The organism is Sphaerisporangium flaviroseum (assembly GCF_039537005.1).
GTDB lineage: Bacteria > Actinomycetota > Actinomycetes > Streptosporangiales > Streptosporangiaceae > Sphaerisporangium > Sphaerisporangium flaviroseum.
Map to the genome: position 1 here is coordinate 45,623 of NZ_BAAAZR010000032.1, position 15,211 is coordinate 60,833.

Below are 15,211 nucleotides of genomic sequence, written 5' to 3' on the forward strand. Positions count from 1 at the left end.
CGACACCGTCGAGCCCATCGAGATCGGCAGCGACCAGGGCCGGGCCATCCTGCGCCACTCCACCGCCCACGTGATGGCGCAGGCCGTCCAGGAGATCTTCCCCGGCGCCCGGCTGGGCATCGGACCGCCGGTCGAGAACGGCTTCTACTACGACTTCGACGTCGAGCAGCCGTTCACCCCCGACGATCTCAAGCGCATCGAGAAGCGCATGCGCGAGATCGTCAAGCAGGGGCAGACCTTCTCCAGGCGGGCCGTCTCCGACGAGGCCGCCCGTGAGGAGCTCGCCGCCGAGCCGTACAAGCTGGAGCTGATCGGGCTCAAGGGCGGCACCGCCGACGAGGAGAGCGTCGAGGTCGGGGGCGACCAGCTCACCATCTACGACAACATCGACGCCAAGTCGGGCGACCTGCGCTGGAAGGATCTCTGCCGGGGCCCGCACCTTCCCACGACCCGGGTGATCCCTGCGTTCAAGCTGATGCGCTCCGGCGGCGCCTACTGGCGGGGCAGCGAGAAGAACCCGCAGCTCCAGCGCATCTACGGCACCGCTTGGGAGTCCCGAGAGAAGCAGGACGAGTACCTCCACCTGCTGGAGGAGGCCGAGAAGCGCGACCACCGCAAGCTGGGCGCGGAGCTCGACCTGTTCTCCTTCCCGACCGAGCTCGGCTCGGGCCTCGCGGTGTTCCACCCCAAGGGCGGCGTGATGCGCCGCATCATGGAGGACTACTCCCGGCGCAGGCACGAGGAGGCGGGCTACTCCTTCGTGAACACCCCGCACATCACCAAGGAGAACCTCTACCAGACCTCGGGCCACCTCGACTGGTACGCCGACGGCATGTTCCCTCCCATGGAGCTGGAGGGCGCTCGCTACTACCTCAAGCCCATGAACTGCCCGATGCACAACCTGATCTTCAGGTCGCGCGGGCGGTCCTACCGCGAGCTGCCGCTGCGCCTGTTCGAGTTCGGCACCGTCTACCGCTACGAGAAGTCCGGCGTGGTGCACGGCCTCACCCGCGTTCGCGGCATGACGCAGGACGACGCCCATATCTACTGCACCCGCGAGCAGATGCAGGATGAGCTGAAGAGCCTGCTGCGGTTCGTGCTCGGGCTGCTGCGCGACTACGGGCTCGACGACTTCTACCTGGAGCTGTCCACCCGCGATCCCGAGAAGTCCATCGGCACCGACGAGGTCTGGCAGGAGGCCACCGAGGCGCTGCGGGCCGCGGCCGAGGCCGAGAGCCTCGACCTGGTCCTCGACGAGGGCGGCGCGGCCTTCTACGGGCCCAAGATCTCGGTGCAGGCCAAGGACGCCATCGGCCGCACCTGGCAGATGTCGACCATCCAGGTGGACCTCAACCTGCCGGAGCGCTTCGAGCTGGAGTTCCAGGGAGCCGACGGATCGCGGCAGCGGCCCGTCATGATCCACCGCGCGCTGTTCGGGTCCATCGAGCGGTTCTTCGGGGTCCTGGTGGAGCACTACGCCGGGGCGTTCCCTCCCTGGCTGGCGCCCGTGCAGGTGATCGGGATCCCGATCTCCGACGCCCACGTGTCCTACCTCGGCGAGGTGGCCGATAAGCTCCGCGCCCACGGTATCCGCGTGGAGGTCGACGGCTCCACCGACCGCATGCAGAAGAAGATCCGCAACGCGCAGAAGTCCAAGGTGCCCTTCATGCTGCTCGCCGGCGACGAGGACATCGCCGGCGGCGCGGTGTCCTTCCGCTATCGCAGCGGCGAGCAGAAGAACGGCGTCCCGGTGGACGAGGCGATCGCCGAGATCCTCGACGCCGTCGACCGTCGCGTTCAAGTCTGATCGCGCGGCTGAACGCCCGGGCGTCACGCGTCCGGGCGTTCGGTCACCGATCCGCTAGAAGCTCTCCACGTGGTCGCCGTCGGGCCTCTCCTGCTGCGGCTCGCCGGGAAGCCGTACGTCGTCCACGGTCACGTTGACCTCGACGACCCGCATCCCCAGCATGTGGCTCACCGTGCGGGCAACATTGATCTTGACGTCGCCGGCGACCTGCATGACGATGTGGCCGTATTCGATCACGATGGTGACGTCGACGGTGACCTGAGCGTTCTCGATGTGGGCGCGGACACCCTGGTCGGGCCGCTTGGAGCCGACCCCGATGCGGTCGCGCACCGACTCCAGCGCCCGTTCGAGGTCACCGCCCAGGTCGGCCACCCCGGTGATCTCCAGCGCGGCGAGGGCGGCGACCTTCTCCACGACCTCGTCGGCGACCTTGATGCGTCCTCTCACACCGGACGTGGGGTAGGGGTCCTCGGCGATCCCGCCGGCGCCGCTCGCGCCGTTACCGCCGTGGGTCATGGGGGACTCTCCCAGGGTGTGTCCGGGCACGGGGGACGGAGCGGGCACGCCATCTGGAAACGCTCGCGCCGGCTCCGCGTACTCCTCGTCGGGGGACTGGCCTTCCACGGTCGATTCCTCGGTCGAGATGGCGTCGGTCATTGAAGCTCCTCGGGTTCTGGGCCGATGTCGGTTTCGGGATCGAGGTCCACGCGACACCTCCCCGTCATACCTGTCCTGCTTGTGGGCCGTGTGGGATTCTGCCGAATGGCACTGGATTCGTCGTCCCTCATTAGGACGCGCCCGCCCGACTCCGCCGTGCCCCGGCGTCCTATGCTGCAAGGCATGCAGGAGCCGATTGAGCAGCCCGGTGCGGGAGACCCCGACAACTTCCAGCGTCTCTGGACCCCGCACCGCATGGCCTACATCAAGGGAGAGAACAAGCCGAGCGGGACGGGCCCCGGTGACGGCTGCCCGTTCTGCCAGATCCCCACGATGAGCGACCAGGACGGGCTGATCGTCGCACGCGGCTCCTCCGTCTTCGCCGTGCTCAATCTCTACCCCTACAACTCCGGGCACATGATGGTCTGCCCGTACCGGCACGTCGCCGACTACGTGGACCTCGACGAGGGCGAGACGGCGGAGTTGGCCGACTTCACCAAGCGCGCGATGCTGTCGCTGCGCAAGGCGAGCGGCGCGCAGGGCTTCAACGTCGGCATGAACCTCGGCCACGTCGCCGGAGCGGGCATCGCCGGTCACCTGCACCAGCACGTCGTGCCCCGCTGGGGCGGCGACACGAACTTCATGCCGGTGGTGGGGCACACCAAGGTGCTCCCGCAACTGCTCCTGGACACCCGCGAAATCCTCGCCGACGCCTGGCCCGCCTGAGTCAGGCTCTACGGCCCGTCGACACCGGCCTTCGGCGTTGCCGGCCGGGGTGACGCGGGGCGTGGGTGTGGTGGTTCGCACAGGTCGTTTGTCGGCGTGAAGGCCCTCCCGGCACCCGTTTGATCGGGGTACCCGGGTGTTGCCCACCCCGGTGTGAAAGCCACCGAAGGCAGGCTGAGCAGGAACTTGACCGGACGAGGCGAGGGCGGTTCGTGACCTAGGTGATCCCCGGCCTGACCCTTCTCCGGTGACTCCCGGTCCGGCTCTGCTCGTCGAAGGGATACCGGCTCGGCCCCGTGACGAACCGGCCCGAGCCGAAACAGAGCAAGGTTCGCTCAGGTCGGTAGCGGGCTCAGGACGGGGGAGGGCTCGGGTGAGGAGGGGGCGAGTGCCTGGATCCCGGCCGACAGCACCAGTGGCACCGCCAGCGCCAGGGACATCGACAGCACGGCGGCGCCCGAGTCGTTGACCAGCATCCCGACCACCCCGCTGACCAGCGAGCCGATGAGGCCCGCGCGCAGCATCGGCGCGCGTTCGAAGACCACGGGCAGGACCCCGGCACTGGCGGCGCCGGGCCGGAACAGCGCGAAGATCAGGAACGCGAACGCCGCGATGACGATGGGCATCAGGTTGGGCGACAGCAGGGTGCTCAGCATGGCCCCCAGCTTCCGCAGGATCACCGGCAGGAAGGTGCCGTCGAAGATCTGCCCGACGAACCGCCCGAGGTGGGTCTGCGAGGCGGGTGGGCGCAGGTGGTCGAGGTAGGCGATGCCCATCACGAGGATGCCGCCGGCGACGCAGAAGGCGCCCAGTTTGAGGATCGAGACCCGCTTGCCCGCCACGAGCAGGGCGGTGACCGCGATGCCCGGCACGAAGGCGATCACGCCGCCGAAGTCACTGCCGACCCCTGGCCAGCCGTCGAGGATCATCGCGAAGCCGCCGAGGCCGGCGACCAGGGCGACGGCCACCCGGCGGCGGCCCGCCCGCACCAGCCCGTCGGCGACCGCCGTGGTGACCAGCAGGACGGCGGTGGCGAGCAGGGCGAAGGGAATGTTGCCCAGGCCGTAGTAGCGGGCGCCGACGACACCGGTGTAGCCCATGACGCTGTTGAGCTGCAGGGGCGTTCCGGTGAGCAGGTCGCCGAGCAGCACGGCCGCCGTGACGCCCGCCACGACCGACGGCGGGCCGAGCACGCTTCCCTCGCCCGGGCGGCCCCGCAGGCGCGACCACAGGGCCGGGACGGCGAAGGACAGGACGGTCAGCGTGGTCGCGCAGGCCACGATCCCGGCCACCAGCGCGAGCATCGGAACGGCCGCGCGGTCCCAGGGCGTCAGGTTGACCACGTACGTCGAGACCGGTAGCGACGCCAGGCTGAGGGCGGCGATCCGCACGGCGCCCAGAGCGTGGCGGCGGCGCAGGAGGATGAAGGCGACCAGGTAGAACAGCACCTGCAGCGCGGCGAGGGTGGTGAAGAACAGGCCGCCCACCTCGCGGATGGTCTGCCCGGCGATGTCGGCGTGCCGCAGCGCCGTCGCGCCTTCGTCCGCGGTCGCCGGGTGGGTGGCCGCCAACGGCGCCCCGATGATGGTGGCGGGAACGGCCAGCCCGGCCGTCTTGAGCATTGTGACCGTGAGGTCGGGCAGGATCACCATGTCGTCCCGGTGGGTCGACTTGCCCCCGAGCAGGTGCCCCCCGGTGCCTGCCGCCCGCCACATGGCGACCCGCAGGTGCGGCTCCGATCCATGGTCGGCGAGCCCGGCGAGGAGGACGGTGGTGTCCGGAGGCAGGTGCCCGAGCACGGTGCCGGCCTTGGCGTCCGCCGCTCGCAGTGCGTCCTTGCGCTGCCCGGGGGAGAGCTTCTCCGGTACCTCCGACAGCCGTTCGGCGTCGATGTAGGGGCGGATGAGGTCGTCGACGTCCACGGCCAGCAGGCCGCAGCCGGACCAGTCGGTGACCTTGTCGGGCGTCGGGGCGTAGCGGTCGACCCGCCCGGCGCGGTCGGCCAGCGCGAGGGCCGCGCCGGGCCCGACCGCCGAGGTGCACTGGCCGGCCGCGTGCGCGGTCGCGCCCAGGGTGCCGGCGTACTTGACGTCGCGTACGGTCCACAGCCAGTCGAAGTCGGGGATGACCGCCCCGGTGCCCTCCTGTTCGAGGGCGGGCGGTGGCCCGCACCGGGAGCCGACGGCGGCCCGCACTCCGGCGGAGATCGTCAGCCACCCGTCGTAGGGGCAGGTGATCCGTCCGACCGTGCGCACCGACAGCGAGCCGAGCGCGCTCTGGCCCGCCAGCCGCCACAGGTTGGGGGTGTCGGTGGCGTTCACGTCGTGCCAGTGGAGCCCCGGCACACCGATCAGCGCCACGCGGCCGGGCGCATCCGCCAGGGTCGCCCGCCGAGGCGTGTCGGTCAGTGCCGCGCGGCCGGGCACGTCCGCCCGTGCGGCGGCGGGGGCCATGATCAGCCCTAACATGATCACGGCCAACGCGCCGAGCGCCCGCCTCACCACTGACCTCCCAAAACCGCTCACCGGCAAATCCTTGGCACCGTACGGGAAAGTCCGCGGCGAGGTCCAGGAAACCGCGCTCGAACCTCGCCTGAATGTGGATGTCGCGCCGGGTTCACCGGAAAGCCGCGCCGGGTTCACCCGTGAACCCGGGCATCCCCACCACGCACCTTAAGCCAGGTTCCCCTGCGGTCCGCGCAAGCCGAGTCTCACAGCGTTCCGCCCCTCCCGTCCGGACCGCTCACGGGAAGGTGAGCCCGGACGGTCGGGGCGGGGTGCCGCGACAGGATGATCCTGGACGGGGGGCGGGCGGGTGTTGGCGGCGATCGCAGAGGTCGGCGATCAGGCGTTAACGGCGATCAGGGGAGTACGGCCGTGACGGCGTCGCCCTCGTTGCCGAGGCGGTCCAGGGCGCTCACCAGATAGGTGCCGCCGGAACCGGTGACGTACGACTGCTCGGCCGCGCCGGTCGCGGGCACGACGGCGAGCAGGTTGCGGGCGTCGGTGGTGGGGCAGTCGCCGGGCTTGGTGCCCGCGACCCGGTAGACGGCGTACCCGCGGGCGCCGGGGGCGGACTTCCACGTCAAGGTCCCGCCGGCGTTGCGCAGGCCGGCCGGAGCGGCCGGAGCCTTCCCGCCGAGTCCCTTGATCAGCGGGGGCAGCGCGGGACGCGGGTAGTGGTCCTTGACGATCTTGTCGAGCACGCCCAGAGGGTTCTTGCCGAGCTGCGTGGCGCTGAAGTAGACGTCTCCCTGGACCTCGGGGTGCTTGCGGTTGAGCGTGAGGTGGGCGGGGAGCTCGCCGGACTTGGTCCAGGCCGCGACGTCCTTGGCGCCGACGCGGTAGAGCGCCTGGCCGATGTAGAGGTGGACGCCGGTTCCCTTGACCGCGTTGGCCCACCACGGGACGAGCTTGGCGTAGTCGGCGACGGCGAAGCCGCGCGGCCAGTAGAGCTGCGGCATGACGTAGTCGACCGAACCGGCCTTGATCCAGGCGCGCGCGTCGGAGTAGATCGCGTCGTATGCCGACAGGCCCTTGGTGTCCGAGCCGGACGGATCGCTGGACTTGTTGCGCCAGATGCCGAACGGGCTGATCCCGAACTTGACGTAGGGCTTCACCTCGTGGACGGCCTTGCCGACCTGGGCGACGAGCTGGTTGACGTTGTCACGGCGCCAGTCGGCCAGCGCCTTGCCCTTGCCGTACTTTGTAAAGGCGGCGGCGTCGGCGAACTTCGTCCCCCTGCCGGGATAGGGATAGAAGTAGTCGTCGAAGTGCACTCCGTCGACGTCGTAGCGCTGGACGACGTCCTTGATGACCTTGACGGTGTGGGCGCGCACCGCAGGCAGCCCGGGGTTGTAGTAAGCCCTGCCCTCGTGCTTGACGACCCACTCGGGGTGCAGGCGCGCGGGGTGGTCGGCCGGCAGTTTGCTCAGGTCGTCCTTGTCCGCCGCGCGGTACGGGTTGAACCACGCGTGGAACTCCAGGCCGCGCTTGTGCGCCTCGGCGATCAGGAACGGCAGCGGCTCCCAGCCCGGGTCGCGGCCCGGGGTGCCGGTGAGCCACTGTGACCACGGCTCGTAGGGGGATTTGTAGAACGCGTCGGAGGCCGGGCGGACCTGGACGAACACCGCGTTGAGGTTGCGCTTGACCGCGTTGTCGAGCACCTTGATGTACTCCGCCTGCTGCCGGGCCGGGTCGAGCCCTGTCTTCGACGGCCAGTCGACGTTGTGCACCGTCGCGATCCACACGCCTCGGAGCTGCCGCTTGGGGTACTTGGCGTTCACCTGGCACGCCTCCGCCGTGGCGGGGCGGGCGGCGGCCCGGGCCGCGGGCCTGGTCTCGCTGTCCGCCGGAGCCGCGCCGGGCCCGAAGACGTAGGCGACGCCGGTGGTGACCACCGCGAGGGTGGCCGCGGCGAGCAAGGGCCGATGTCCGTTTCGCATGGGACATCAGTCTGGCATTGGCAAAGTGCTGCTAAGGCCCAATAAAAGAAATCGTATTGTGATGCCTCTGTGACAGTAGCGACCAGTGGGGCGAGCGTTACCAATGATGCGCACGGGCGAAGAAGCGCGCGGGCCCGCCGCGCCACGGCGGATCCCGCGATGGACCTGCGGCTCCACGGCCGCGCGCGTGCCGGGGCGGCCGTGCCACGCCAGGACGGAGCGGGCGCCGCCGGAGCGCGGGTGACAATCGCCTTACCTCGGGGGCGATGAAATGCACCGCTTTGTACGGATATGCCCGGCGCCAACGCCGCCATCCGCAGGCCAGAACACTCCCAGGAGCCGGTCACCGCGCGGCGCCCGGCGCCCACCCGTCGGTACGCGCTGGCGCGCGAGCCGGCCGGATGGGCGTCGTTCGCCGTGATGCCGTCCTAGTCCGAGGCCGACCTGAGCTTTTCGGCCAGATGGGAGGGCAGCGGCTCGTACCGCAGGAAGCTCCGTTGGAAGGTGCCGGTGCCGTGGGACATGGACCGCAGGTCGATGGCGTACCGGGTGATCTCCAGCTCGGGCACCTCGGCCTTGACCAGAGTGCGACCGACGCCGACAGGTTCGGTGCCGAGGACGCGTCCCCTCCGCGAGGACAGGTCGGACATCACCGAGCCGACGTGCTCGTCCTCGACCAGGACCGAGACCTCGTCCACCGGTTCAAGCAGCAACGCCGGGACCTTGGCCGCCGCCTCCTTCAGCGCGAGCTGCCCGGCTATCTGGAAGGCCATGTCCGAGGAGTCGACCGAGTGCGCCTTGCCGTCGTACAGGGTGACCCGGATGTCCACGACCGGATAGCCGGCCAGCACTCCGCGATCCATCTGGGCCCGCACGCCCTTCTCGACCGAGGGGATGAACTGCCTCGGCACGACCCCGCCGACGATCTTGTCGACGAACTCGAACCCGCCGCCCGACGGCAGCGGCTCGATCTCGACGTGGCAGATGGCGTACTGACCGTGGCCGCCGGTCTGCTTGACGTTGCGGCCCATGCCCTGAGCCTTGCCGCCGAAGGTCTCGCGCAGCGGCACCCGCAGCTCGACCCGTTCGACCTCGACGCCGTGGCGCCTGGCCAGGTGGTCGAGAAGCACGTCGGCGTGGGCCTCGCCCATGCACCACAGGACGAGCTGGCGCGTCTCTGGATTGTTCTCCAGGCGAAGCGTCGGGTCCTCGGCCACCAGGCGCCCGAGGGCCTGCGACAGCTTGTCCTCGTCGGCCTTGGACTTGGCCCGGATGGCGACGGGCAGGAGCGGGTCGGGCATCACCCAGGACGTCACGCAGAACGGATTGTCCTTGTCGGACAGGGTGTCGCCCGTCTCGGCCCTGCTCAGCTTGGCCACCGCGCAGATGTCGCCCGCGACGCATTTGGTCGTGGTGCGCTGGATCTTGCCGAGAGGCGAGGACAGGGCGCCGATGCGCTCGTCGACGTCGTGGTCCTCGTGGCCGCGCTCCGCCAGGCCGTGACCCGAGACGTGCACCACCATGTCGGGGCGCAGCGTGCCGGAGAAGACCCGCACGAGGCTGATGCGCCCGACGTACGGGTCGCTGGTGGTCTTGACGATCTCGGCGACGAGCGGCCCGTCCGGGTCGCACTCCATGCGTGGCGCCGGCCGGCCGTCGATCGTCTTGATCTCCGGCAGGGGATGCTCCATGGGCGAGGGGAAGCCGGCGGTGATGATCTCCAGCAGCTCCATCATGCCGACGACCGCGCCGGAGCCGGGAGTGGCACAGGTGGCCAGCACCGGATAGAAGCCACCTCGGGCCACGGCCTTCTCCAGGTCGTCGATCAGCACCTTGGTGTCGATCTCCTCGCCGGAGAGGTAGCGGTCCATGAGGGACTCGTCCTCGCTCTCCTGGATGATGCCCTCGATCAGCGTCCCGCGGTACGCCTCGATCTGCTCCTGGTAACCGGCGCCCGGGGCGTTCTCGGTGCGGGTGCCGGTCGCGTAGTTGTAGAACTTCTGCGACAGCAGCCCGATGAGGCCGTTCACGTGGCCGTTGGTCACCACGGGCAGGTAGAGCGGGGCCACCCCGTCGCCGAAGATGTCCTGGCAGGTCGCGACCACCTCGTCGAAGTCGGCCCGCTGGTGGTCGATCTTGGTGACGACCACCGCCCGCGGCATGCCGACCGCGGCGCACTCCTCCCACAGCATGCGCGTCAGCCCGTCGATGCCCTCCGCCGCCGAGACGACGAACAGGGCGGCGTCGGCCGCTCGCAGCCCCGCCCGCAGGTCACCGACGAAGTCGGCGTACCCGGGCGTGTCCAGCAGATTGATCTTGATGTCGTTGTGGACCAGCGGCGCGACCGAGAGGTTCACCGAGCGTTGCTGGCGCACCTCCACCTCGTCGAAGTCGCTGACCGTGGTGCCGTCCTCCACCCGGCCGGTGCGCTGGATGGTGCCCGTCGCGGCCAGAAGGGCCTCGACGAGCGTCGTCTTGCCCGATCCGGAATGGCCGACCAGCGCGACATTGCGCACCGCATCCGGCCGGTCGGCCGAGGGTGCCCTGCCCGCGGCTCCTGATGGTCCGCCCGTCGTTCTCTCCGGCACGTCGCCTCCCGCGTCTCGCCGTGAGATGCGGCCGCGCGCGGCCACATCGTCCGCCGCCGCGCCCGCCGCCCGAGAGAGCGCGGTGCATAACACCCTTTACCTCTGTGGCGCGTATCACAAGAGGGGACAGGCAAAAGTGCTTGCGAAATGACGTCTCGTCTTGGCCCTGTGTTCGCCGACCGCTTCTCTCTCCGTCTTCTCTCCTTCCCCGTTCCCCGACTCCTCGCACCCGATTCGCGTGCGGTGGGTCACATCAGGCGCTTCGTTCGAACCACGGGCCCCATGTGGCCTACGATCGGACCGCGATGTTGAAGCTCCTGCGCCCCGCCGTCACCCGTGTGCTCACTCCTCTGGGCCGGGCGCTCGCCCGCCTTGGGATCAGCCCGAACGTCATCACCCTCCTCGGCACGCTCGGCGTCGCGGCGGGAGCGCTCGGCTTCTACCCGCGGGGCCAGCTCTTCTGGGGCTCGGTGGTCATCACCGTCTTCGTCCTGGCCGACCTGCTCGACGGCGTCATGGCCAGGATGCTGGGCACAGGCAGCGTCTGGGGGGCGTTCCTCGACTCCACCCTCGACCGCGTCGGCGACGCCGCGATCTTCTCAGGGCTGATCTTGTGGTTCATGGCCACCGGCGAGGGGGTCCTGGCAGGCGTCGCGCTGTTCTGCCTGGTCGCCGGGGCGGTGGTGTCGTACGCGAAGGCGCGCGCCGAAGGGCTCGGCCTCAGCTGTGACGTGGGCCTGGCGGAACGGTCCGAGCGGTTGCTGGTCGTGCTCGTCGCCGCCGGCCTTTCGGGGCTCGGGGTGCCGTACATCCTCGCGGTGGGCCTCTGGCTCCTCGCCGCCGCGAGCGCGTTCACCGTCGGGCAGCGGATCATCCACGTTTACCGCCAGACGGTGCCAACATGAACCTGGGACCGTTTCCATCGAGGACTGGTCTCGTTATCGATTTCTGGGGGTGAACCTCGCGTTGACTGATCGGCTCGTTGCCTGGGCTTACCACCTTGGCTGGGTGCTCGTGCCCAAGCTGCCCGAGCCGGTGGCCGCGTGGGCCTTCCGTCTCGTCGCCGACCTGTTGTGGTGGCGGCACGGCAAGCTCGTGCGCCGCCTCGAATCCAACCTCGCCCGAGTGACCGGCAAGGACGCGGCGGATCCGTCGATCCGCGACCTCAGCCGGGCCGGCATGCGCTCCTACTTCCGCTACTGGATGGAGGCGCTGCGTCTTCCGGCCATCAGCAAGGAGCGCATCCTCAGCGGCATGCACACCACCGGCGGCGAGAGGATCTTCTCGACCGTCGACGGCGGCAGGGGCATCGTGCTCGCCCTGCCCCACATGGGCAACTGGGACCTCGCCGGTGCCTGGCTGATCCACAATGGCTACCCGTTCACCACGGTCATGGAGCGGCTCAAGCCCGAGTCGCTGTACGAGCGGTTCGTCGCGTTCCGCGAGAGCCTCGGCATGGAGGTGCTGCCGCTCACGTCCAAGGGAGGCGGCACCGCCCACGCCTTCGGCACCCTCGCCCAGAGGCTTCGTGCCGGACGCCCGGTGTGCCTGCCCGCCGAGCGAGACCTCACCGAGAAGGGCATCGAGGTCGACTTCTTCGACGGCACGACGCGCATGGTGGCCGGTCCCGCGCTGCTGGCGGTCCAGACCGGCGCGGCGCTGCACCCCGCGACGCTGTGGTTCGAGGGCGACGACTGGGGGCTGCACATCCACGAGGAGATCCCCGTCCCCGCCGAGGGCACGCGCCAGGAGAAGGTCGCCGTCATGACGCAGAGCATGGCGCGTGCCTTCCAGGAAGGCATCTCCCAGCACCCCGAGGACTGGCACATGCTGCAGCGACTCTGGCTCGACGACCTGGAGCCACGGTGACGGCACCATGAGGGTCGGCATGGTCTGCCCGTACACCTGGGATGTTCCAGGCGGCGTCATGGCCCATGTCCGCGATCTGGCGGAGGCCCTCATCGCCGACGGCCACCACGTTTCGGTGCTGGCCCCGGCCTCCGACGACGCACCGCTGCCGTTCTACGTCACCTCGGCCGGGCGTGCCATCCCCGTGCCGTACAACGGCTCGGTGGCGCGCCTGGCCTTCGGGTTCCTGTCGGCCAACCGCGTGCGGAAGTGGTTGCGCGAGGGCCGGTTCGACGTGCTCCACGTCCACGAGCCGGCCGTGCCGTCGGTGGGGCTGCTGGCCTGCTGGGCGGCCCGTGGCCCGATCGTGGCCACCTTCCACGCCTCCTTCCAGCGCTCGCGCGCCATGTCCGTCTCGGCGCCCGTGCTGCACACCGCCCTGGAGAAGATCACCGGCCGCATCGCCGTGTCGGACGCCGCGCGCAAGACGCTGGTGGAGCATCTCGGCGGCGACGCCGTCCTGATCCCCAACGGCGTCACGGTGAGCCGGTACGCCGAGGCCGAACCGCTCGACGGCTGGGGCCCCGACGGAGGGGTGATCGGCTTCCTCGGCCGCATGGACGAGCCGCGCAAGGGCCTGCCGGTGCTGCTGGAGGCGTTCACCAAGCTGGCCCCGGAGCGTCCCGGCGTGCGGCTGCTCATCGCCGGCCCCGGTGACGCCTCCGACGTGCTGGCCAAGGTCCCCCCCTCGCTGCGCGACCGCGTCGGCGTCCTCGGCATGGTCAGCGAGCAGGAGAAGGCTCGCGCCTACCACTCCGTCGACGTCTTCTGCGCCCCCAACACCCACGGCGAGAGCTTCGGCATCGTGCTGGCCGAGGCGATGGCGGCGGGTGCCGCCGTGCTGGCCAGCGACATCCCCGCGTTCCGCAAGGTGCTGGGCGAGGGCCAGGCCGGCGCCCTGTTCGTGACGGGGGACGCCGCCTCGCTCGCCAGGGAGGCGGCCACCCTTCTCGACGATCCGGCGTGCCGGGCCAGGCTGGCCGCCGAGGCGCGCCTGGCCGTACGCAAGTACGACTGGTCGACCGTGGCGCGCGACGTCGTACGGGTCTACGAGACCGTCACCGCGACCGCGGTGGGGGGCGTGGAGGAGGAGCAGCAGGGCCGGGGGCTCGGCTCCGACGACCTTGCCGAGCCCGCGGCCCGAGTGCCCGAGGGCGCCCGGACCCGCGGGGGTGACCCCCTGTGACCACCACGATGCTCATCCTGCTGGTGGGCGTGATGGTCGTGCTGGCCGCCGTCTACATCTCCTGGCGGGCCGGGCGGCTCGACCGCCTGCACATCCGCCTGGAGACCGCCCGTGCCGCCCTGGACGCGGCGCTCATACGCCGGGCCGCGGTGTGCATGGAGCTGGCCGCGTCCCGGGTCCTCGATCCGGCGACCAGCCTGGTGCTGGCCGCCGCCACGCACGAGGCCCGCACGGCGGGTCCGGACGAGCGCGAGCACGCCGAGAGCGACCTGTCGCGCACCCTGCGGGCCGTCATGGACCAGGAGCGTTTCCGTGAGCGGCTGGCCGAGACCCCCGCGGGGTCCGATTTGATGGCCGAGCTCGACACCGCCGTCACCAAGGTGATCTACTCCCGCCGCTTCTACAACAACGCGGTCGGGGTGACCCGCCAGGCCCAGCGCGCCTGGCTGGCCCGTACCCTGCGCCTGGCCGGCCACACCGAGTACCCCTCGTACTTCGAGATCGACGACGACGAGCCGGTGTCCTTCGCCCAGCAGTCCTGACGACCCGCGATCGCTCCCCTCCGCGACTGCTCACCCCGCCCATCAGCGGTGGTCGTCCGCTGGTCCTGGCCGTCCTTCTGTGGTGGATTCGCGGTGATACAGGCGGCCGGTGGGTGGTTGGGCGGGTTTTCCAGTGCTTCCGATGCTTCTCGCCTGGGATCTTGACCTGGCTTTACTCGGACTCGGCTGTGAATCATGGAAACTTCCGCCGGACCAGCAGAAACCTGTTGCCAACCATCGGTAAGCTCATGGCGATTTCAGGATATTTCGGGAGGAGTGGAGCTGTGCGGTTAAATCGGGTGATTGGCAGCGCGCTTGCGGGAACCGCCGTTCTAGCGCCCGCGGTGGCGTGCTCATCGTCCGGTGGAGCCGCACCGGCGGCGCAGGGAGCGGAGCCCGTCGTGACGTCGCCGGCGACGCCGCCCCCGCCGCCCGAGCACCCGTTCACCGGACAGCCGGTGGGGAGCCGGAAGCCCGTGCTCGCCGTGAAGATCGAGAACACCGCCGCGGGCCGGCCGCAGATGGGCCTGCGCAGCGCCGACCTGGTGTACGTCGAGCAGGTCGAGGGCGGGCTGACCCGCCTGATGGCGATCTTCTCCTCCAAGATTCCGGAGAAGGTCGGGCCCGTACGCAGCGCCCGTATCTCCGACCTGCACCTGCTGCCGATGTTCGGAAGGCCCGCGCTGGCCTACTCAGGTGTGCAGACCAAGATGGTGCCCCTGGTCAGGGAGGCTCCGCTGTTCGACGTCTCCGACAGCAGCAAGCCGGGCGCCTACTTCCGCCAGCCGGGTCGCGTCGCCCCCTACAACCTCTTCGCCGACACCGCCAAGCTGCTCGCGGGGGCGCCGAAGGCGAGCCGGGCCAAGGACATCGGCCTGACCTTCGGCGACGCACCCGAGGGTGGAACCCCCAAAAAGTCATTTTCAGTAAAATATCCGGCAGCACAGTTCACGTTCACGTGGTCCGCCGCCCAGAAGCGCTGGCTCGTGGCGCAGGACGGCAAGAAGAACATGGCGGCCGAGGGCGGCCAGCTCGGCGCACCGACCATCGTGGTCCAGTACGCCAAGACCACCAGGTCGGAGTTCCACGACTTCACCGGCAGTTACACGCCGCTGATCCAGACGACCGGCAAGGGCAAGGCCGTCGTCCTGCGCGACGGCAAGGCCTACAAGGCGAAATGGTCGCGCTCGTCGGAGAAGGCGGGGACCGAGTTCACCACCGAGGACGGCCGGCCCATGGCGTTCAGCCGCGGCCAGGTGTGGATCGTGCTCGCCGCTCCCAGGCCCGTCCAGCCCTGACCAGCGGAGAGTCGCCGGCAACGGCCGCGCCGCCGTGAGCCCCCGCCCGGCGGCC

11 protein-coding genes are annotated in these 15,211 nt (G+C 70.1%); 7 read left to right on the forward strand and 4 right to left on the reverse strand.

Annotation, left to right across the window (positions count from 1 at the left end):
* Positions 1-1,807, forward strand: a 1,807-nt coding sequence (thrS, locus tag ABD810_RS30840) for a threonine--tRNA ligase (RefSeq protein ID WP_344948497.1), incomplete at its 5' end; no start/stop codon positions are given.
* Positions 1,808-1,861: 54 nt separating this feature from the next.
* Here the strand turns inward: thrS and ABD810_RS30845 are convergent.
* Entirely contained in the window at positions 1,862-2,464 is a 603-nt protein-coding gene (locus ABD810_RS30845; protein ID WP_344948499.1) for an Asp23/Gls24 family envelope stress response protein, read from the reverse strand.
* Between the two features lie 183 nt (positions 2,465-2,647).
* Here ABD810_RS30845 and ABD810_RS30850 point away from each other — a divergent pair, with 183 nt between their 5' ends.
* Positions 2,648-3,190, forward strand: coding sequence for an HIT family protein (locus tag ABD810_RS30850; RefSeq protein WP_425566980.1), 543 nt, complete (start codon positions 2,648-2,650; stop codon positions 3,188-3,190).
* A gap of 335 nt (positions 3,191-3,525) precedes the next feature.
* On the opposite strand, the gene ABD810_RS30855 is transcribed toward ABD810_RS30850, so the two are convergent.
* From ABD810_RS30855 to ABD810_RS30865, 3 genes are all read right to left on the reverse strand, one after another.
* Entirely contained in the window at positions 3,526-5,715 is a 2,190-nt protein-coding gene (locus ABD810_RS30855; RefSeq protein ID WP_344948506.1) for a hypothetical protein, read from the reverse strand.
* Between the two features lie 335 nt (positions 5,716-6,050).
* Positions 6,051-7,634 carry a glycoside hydrolase family 10-like protein gene (locus ABD810_RS30860; protein ID WP_344948509.1) on the reverse strand — a complete coding sequence of 528 codons (1,584 nt, stop codon included), beginning with the start codon at positions 7,632-7,634 and terminating at the stop codon, positions 6,051-6,053.
* A 428-nt stretch (positions 7,635-8,062) separates the two neighbouring features.
* Positions 8,063-10,222: an elongation factor G-like protein EF-G2 gene (locus ABD810_RS30865; protein WP_344948512.1), complete on the reverse strand. Its 2,160-nt coding sequence runs from the start codon at positions 10,220-10,222 to the stop codon at positions 8,063-8,065.
* A gap of 305 nt (positions 10,223-10,527) precedes the next feature.
* On the opposite strand from ABD810_RS30865, the gene pgsA reads away from it, so the two are divergent.
* The 5 genes from pgsA to ABD810_RS30890 all read left to right on the forward strand — a co-directional run bounded on the left by pgsA (position 10,528) and on the right by ABD810_RS30890 (position 15,156).
* Positions 10,528-11,127, forward strand: coding sequence for a phosphatidylinositol phosphate synthase (gene pgsA / locus ABD810_RS30870; RefSeq protein ID WP_344948515.1), 600 nt, complete (start codon positions 10,528-10,530; stop codon positions 11,125-11,127).
* A 61-nt stretch (positions 11,128-11,188) separates the two neighbouring features.
* Complete coding sequence (locus ABD810_RS30875) at positions 11,189-12,091, forward strand: phosphatidylinositol mannoside acyltransferase (RefSeq protein WP_344948517.1); 903 nt, start codon at positions 11,189-11,191, stop codon at positions 12,089-12,091.
* Positions 12,092-12,098: 7 nt separating this feature from the next.
* Positions 12,099-13,316, forward strand: a complete 1,218-nt coding sequence (locus tag ABD810_RS30880) for a glycosyltransferase family 4 protein (protein ID WP_344948519.1) — start codon at positions 12,099-12,101, stop codon at positions 13,314-13,316.
* An 8-nt stretch (positions 13,317-13,324) separates the two neighbouring features.
* Positions 13,325-13,858 (forward strand): LemA family protein, encoded by a 534-nt coding sequence (locus tag ABD810_RS30885; RefSeq protein ID WP_425566983.1) that lies wholly within the window; start codon positions 13,325-13,327, stop codon positions 13,856-13,858.
* Positions 13,859-14,259: 401 nt separating this feature from the next.
* On the forward strand, positions 14,260-15,156 hold the full coding sequence (locus tag ABD810_RS30890; protein WP_344948526.1) for a DUF3048 domain-containing protein: 897 nt from the start codon (positions 14,260-14,262) through the stop codon (positions 15,154-15,156).
* Positions 15,157-15,211 lie beyond the last annotated feature (55 nt).

Bases quoted from the DNA above. Each gene is read 5' to 3' on its own strand.
- ABD810_RS30845 (WP_344948499.1), bottom strand. From the start codon at position 2,464: ATGACCGACGCCATCTCGACCGAGGAATCGACCGTGGAAGGCCAGTCC.
- ABD810_RS30850 (WP_425566980.1), top strand. From the start codon at position 2,648: ATGCAGGAGCCGATTGAGCAGCCCGGTGCGGGAGACCCCGACAACTTC.
- ABD810_RS30860 (WP_344948509.1), bottom strand. From the start codon at position 7,634: ATGCGAAACGGACATCGGCCCTTGCTCGCCGCGGCCACCCTCGCGGTG.
- pgsA (WP_344948515.1), top strand. From the start codon at position 10,528: ATGTTGAAGCTCCTGCGCCCCGCCGTCACCCGTGTGCTCACTCCTCTG.
- ABD810_RS30880 (WP_344948519.1), top strand. From the start codon at position 12,099: ATGAGGGTCGGCATGGTCTGCCCGTACACCTGGGATGTTCCAGGCGGC.
- ABD810_RS30885 (WP_425566983.1), top strand. From the start codon at position 13,325: ATGCTCATCCTGCTGGTGGGCGTGATGGTCGTGCTGGCCGCCGTCTAC.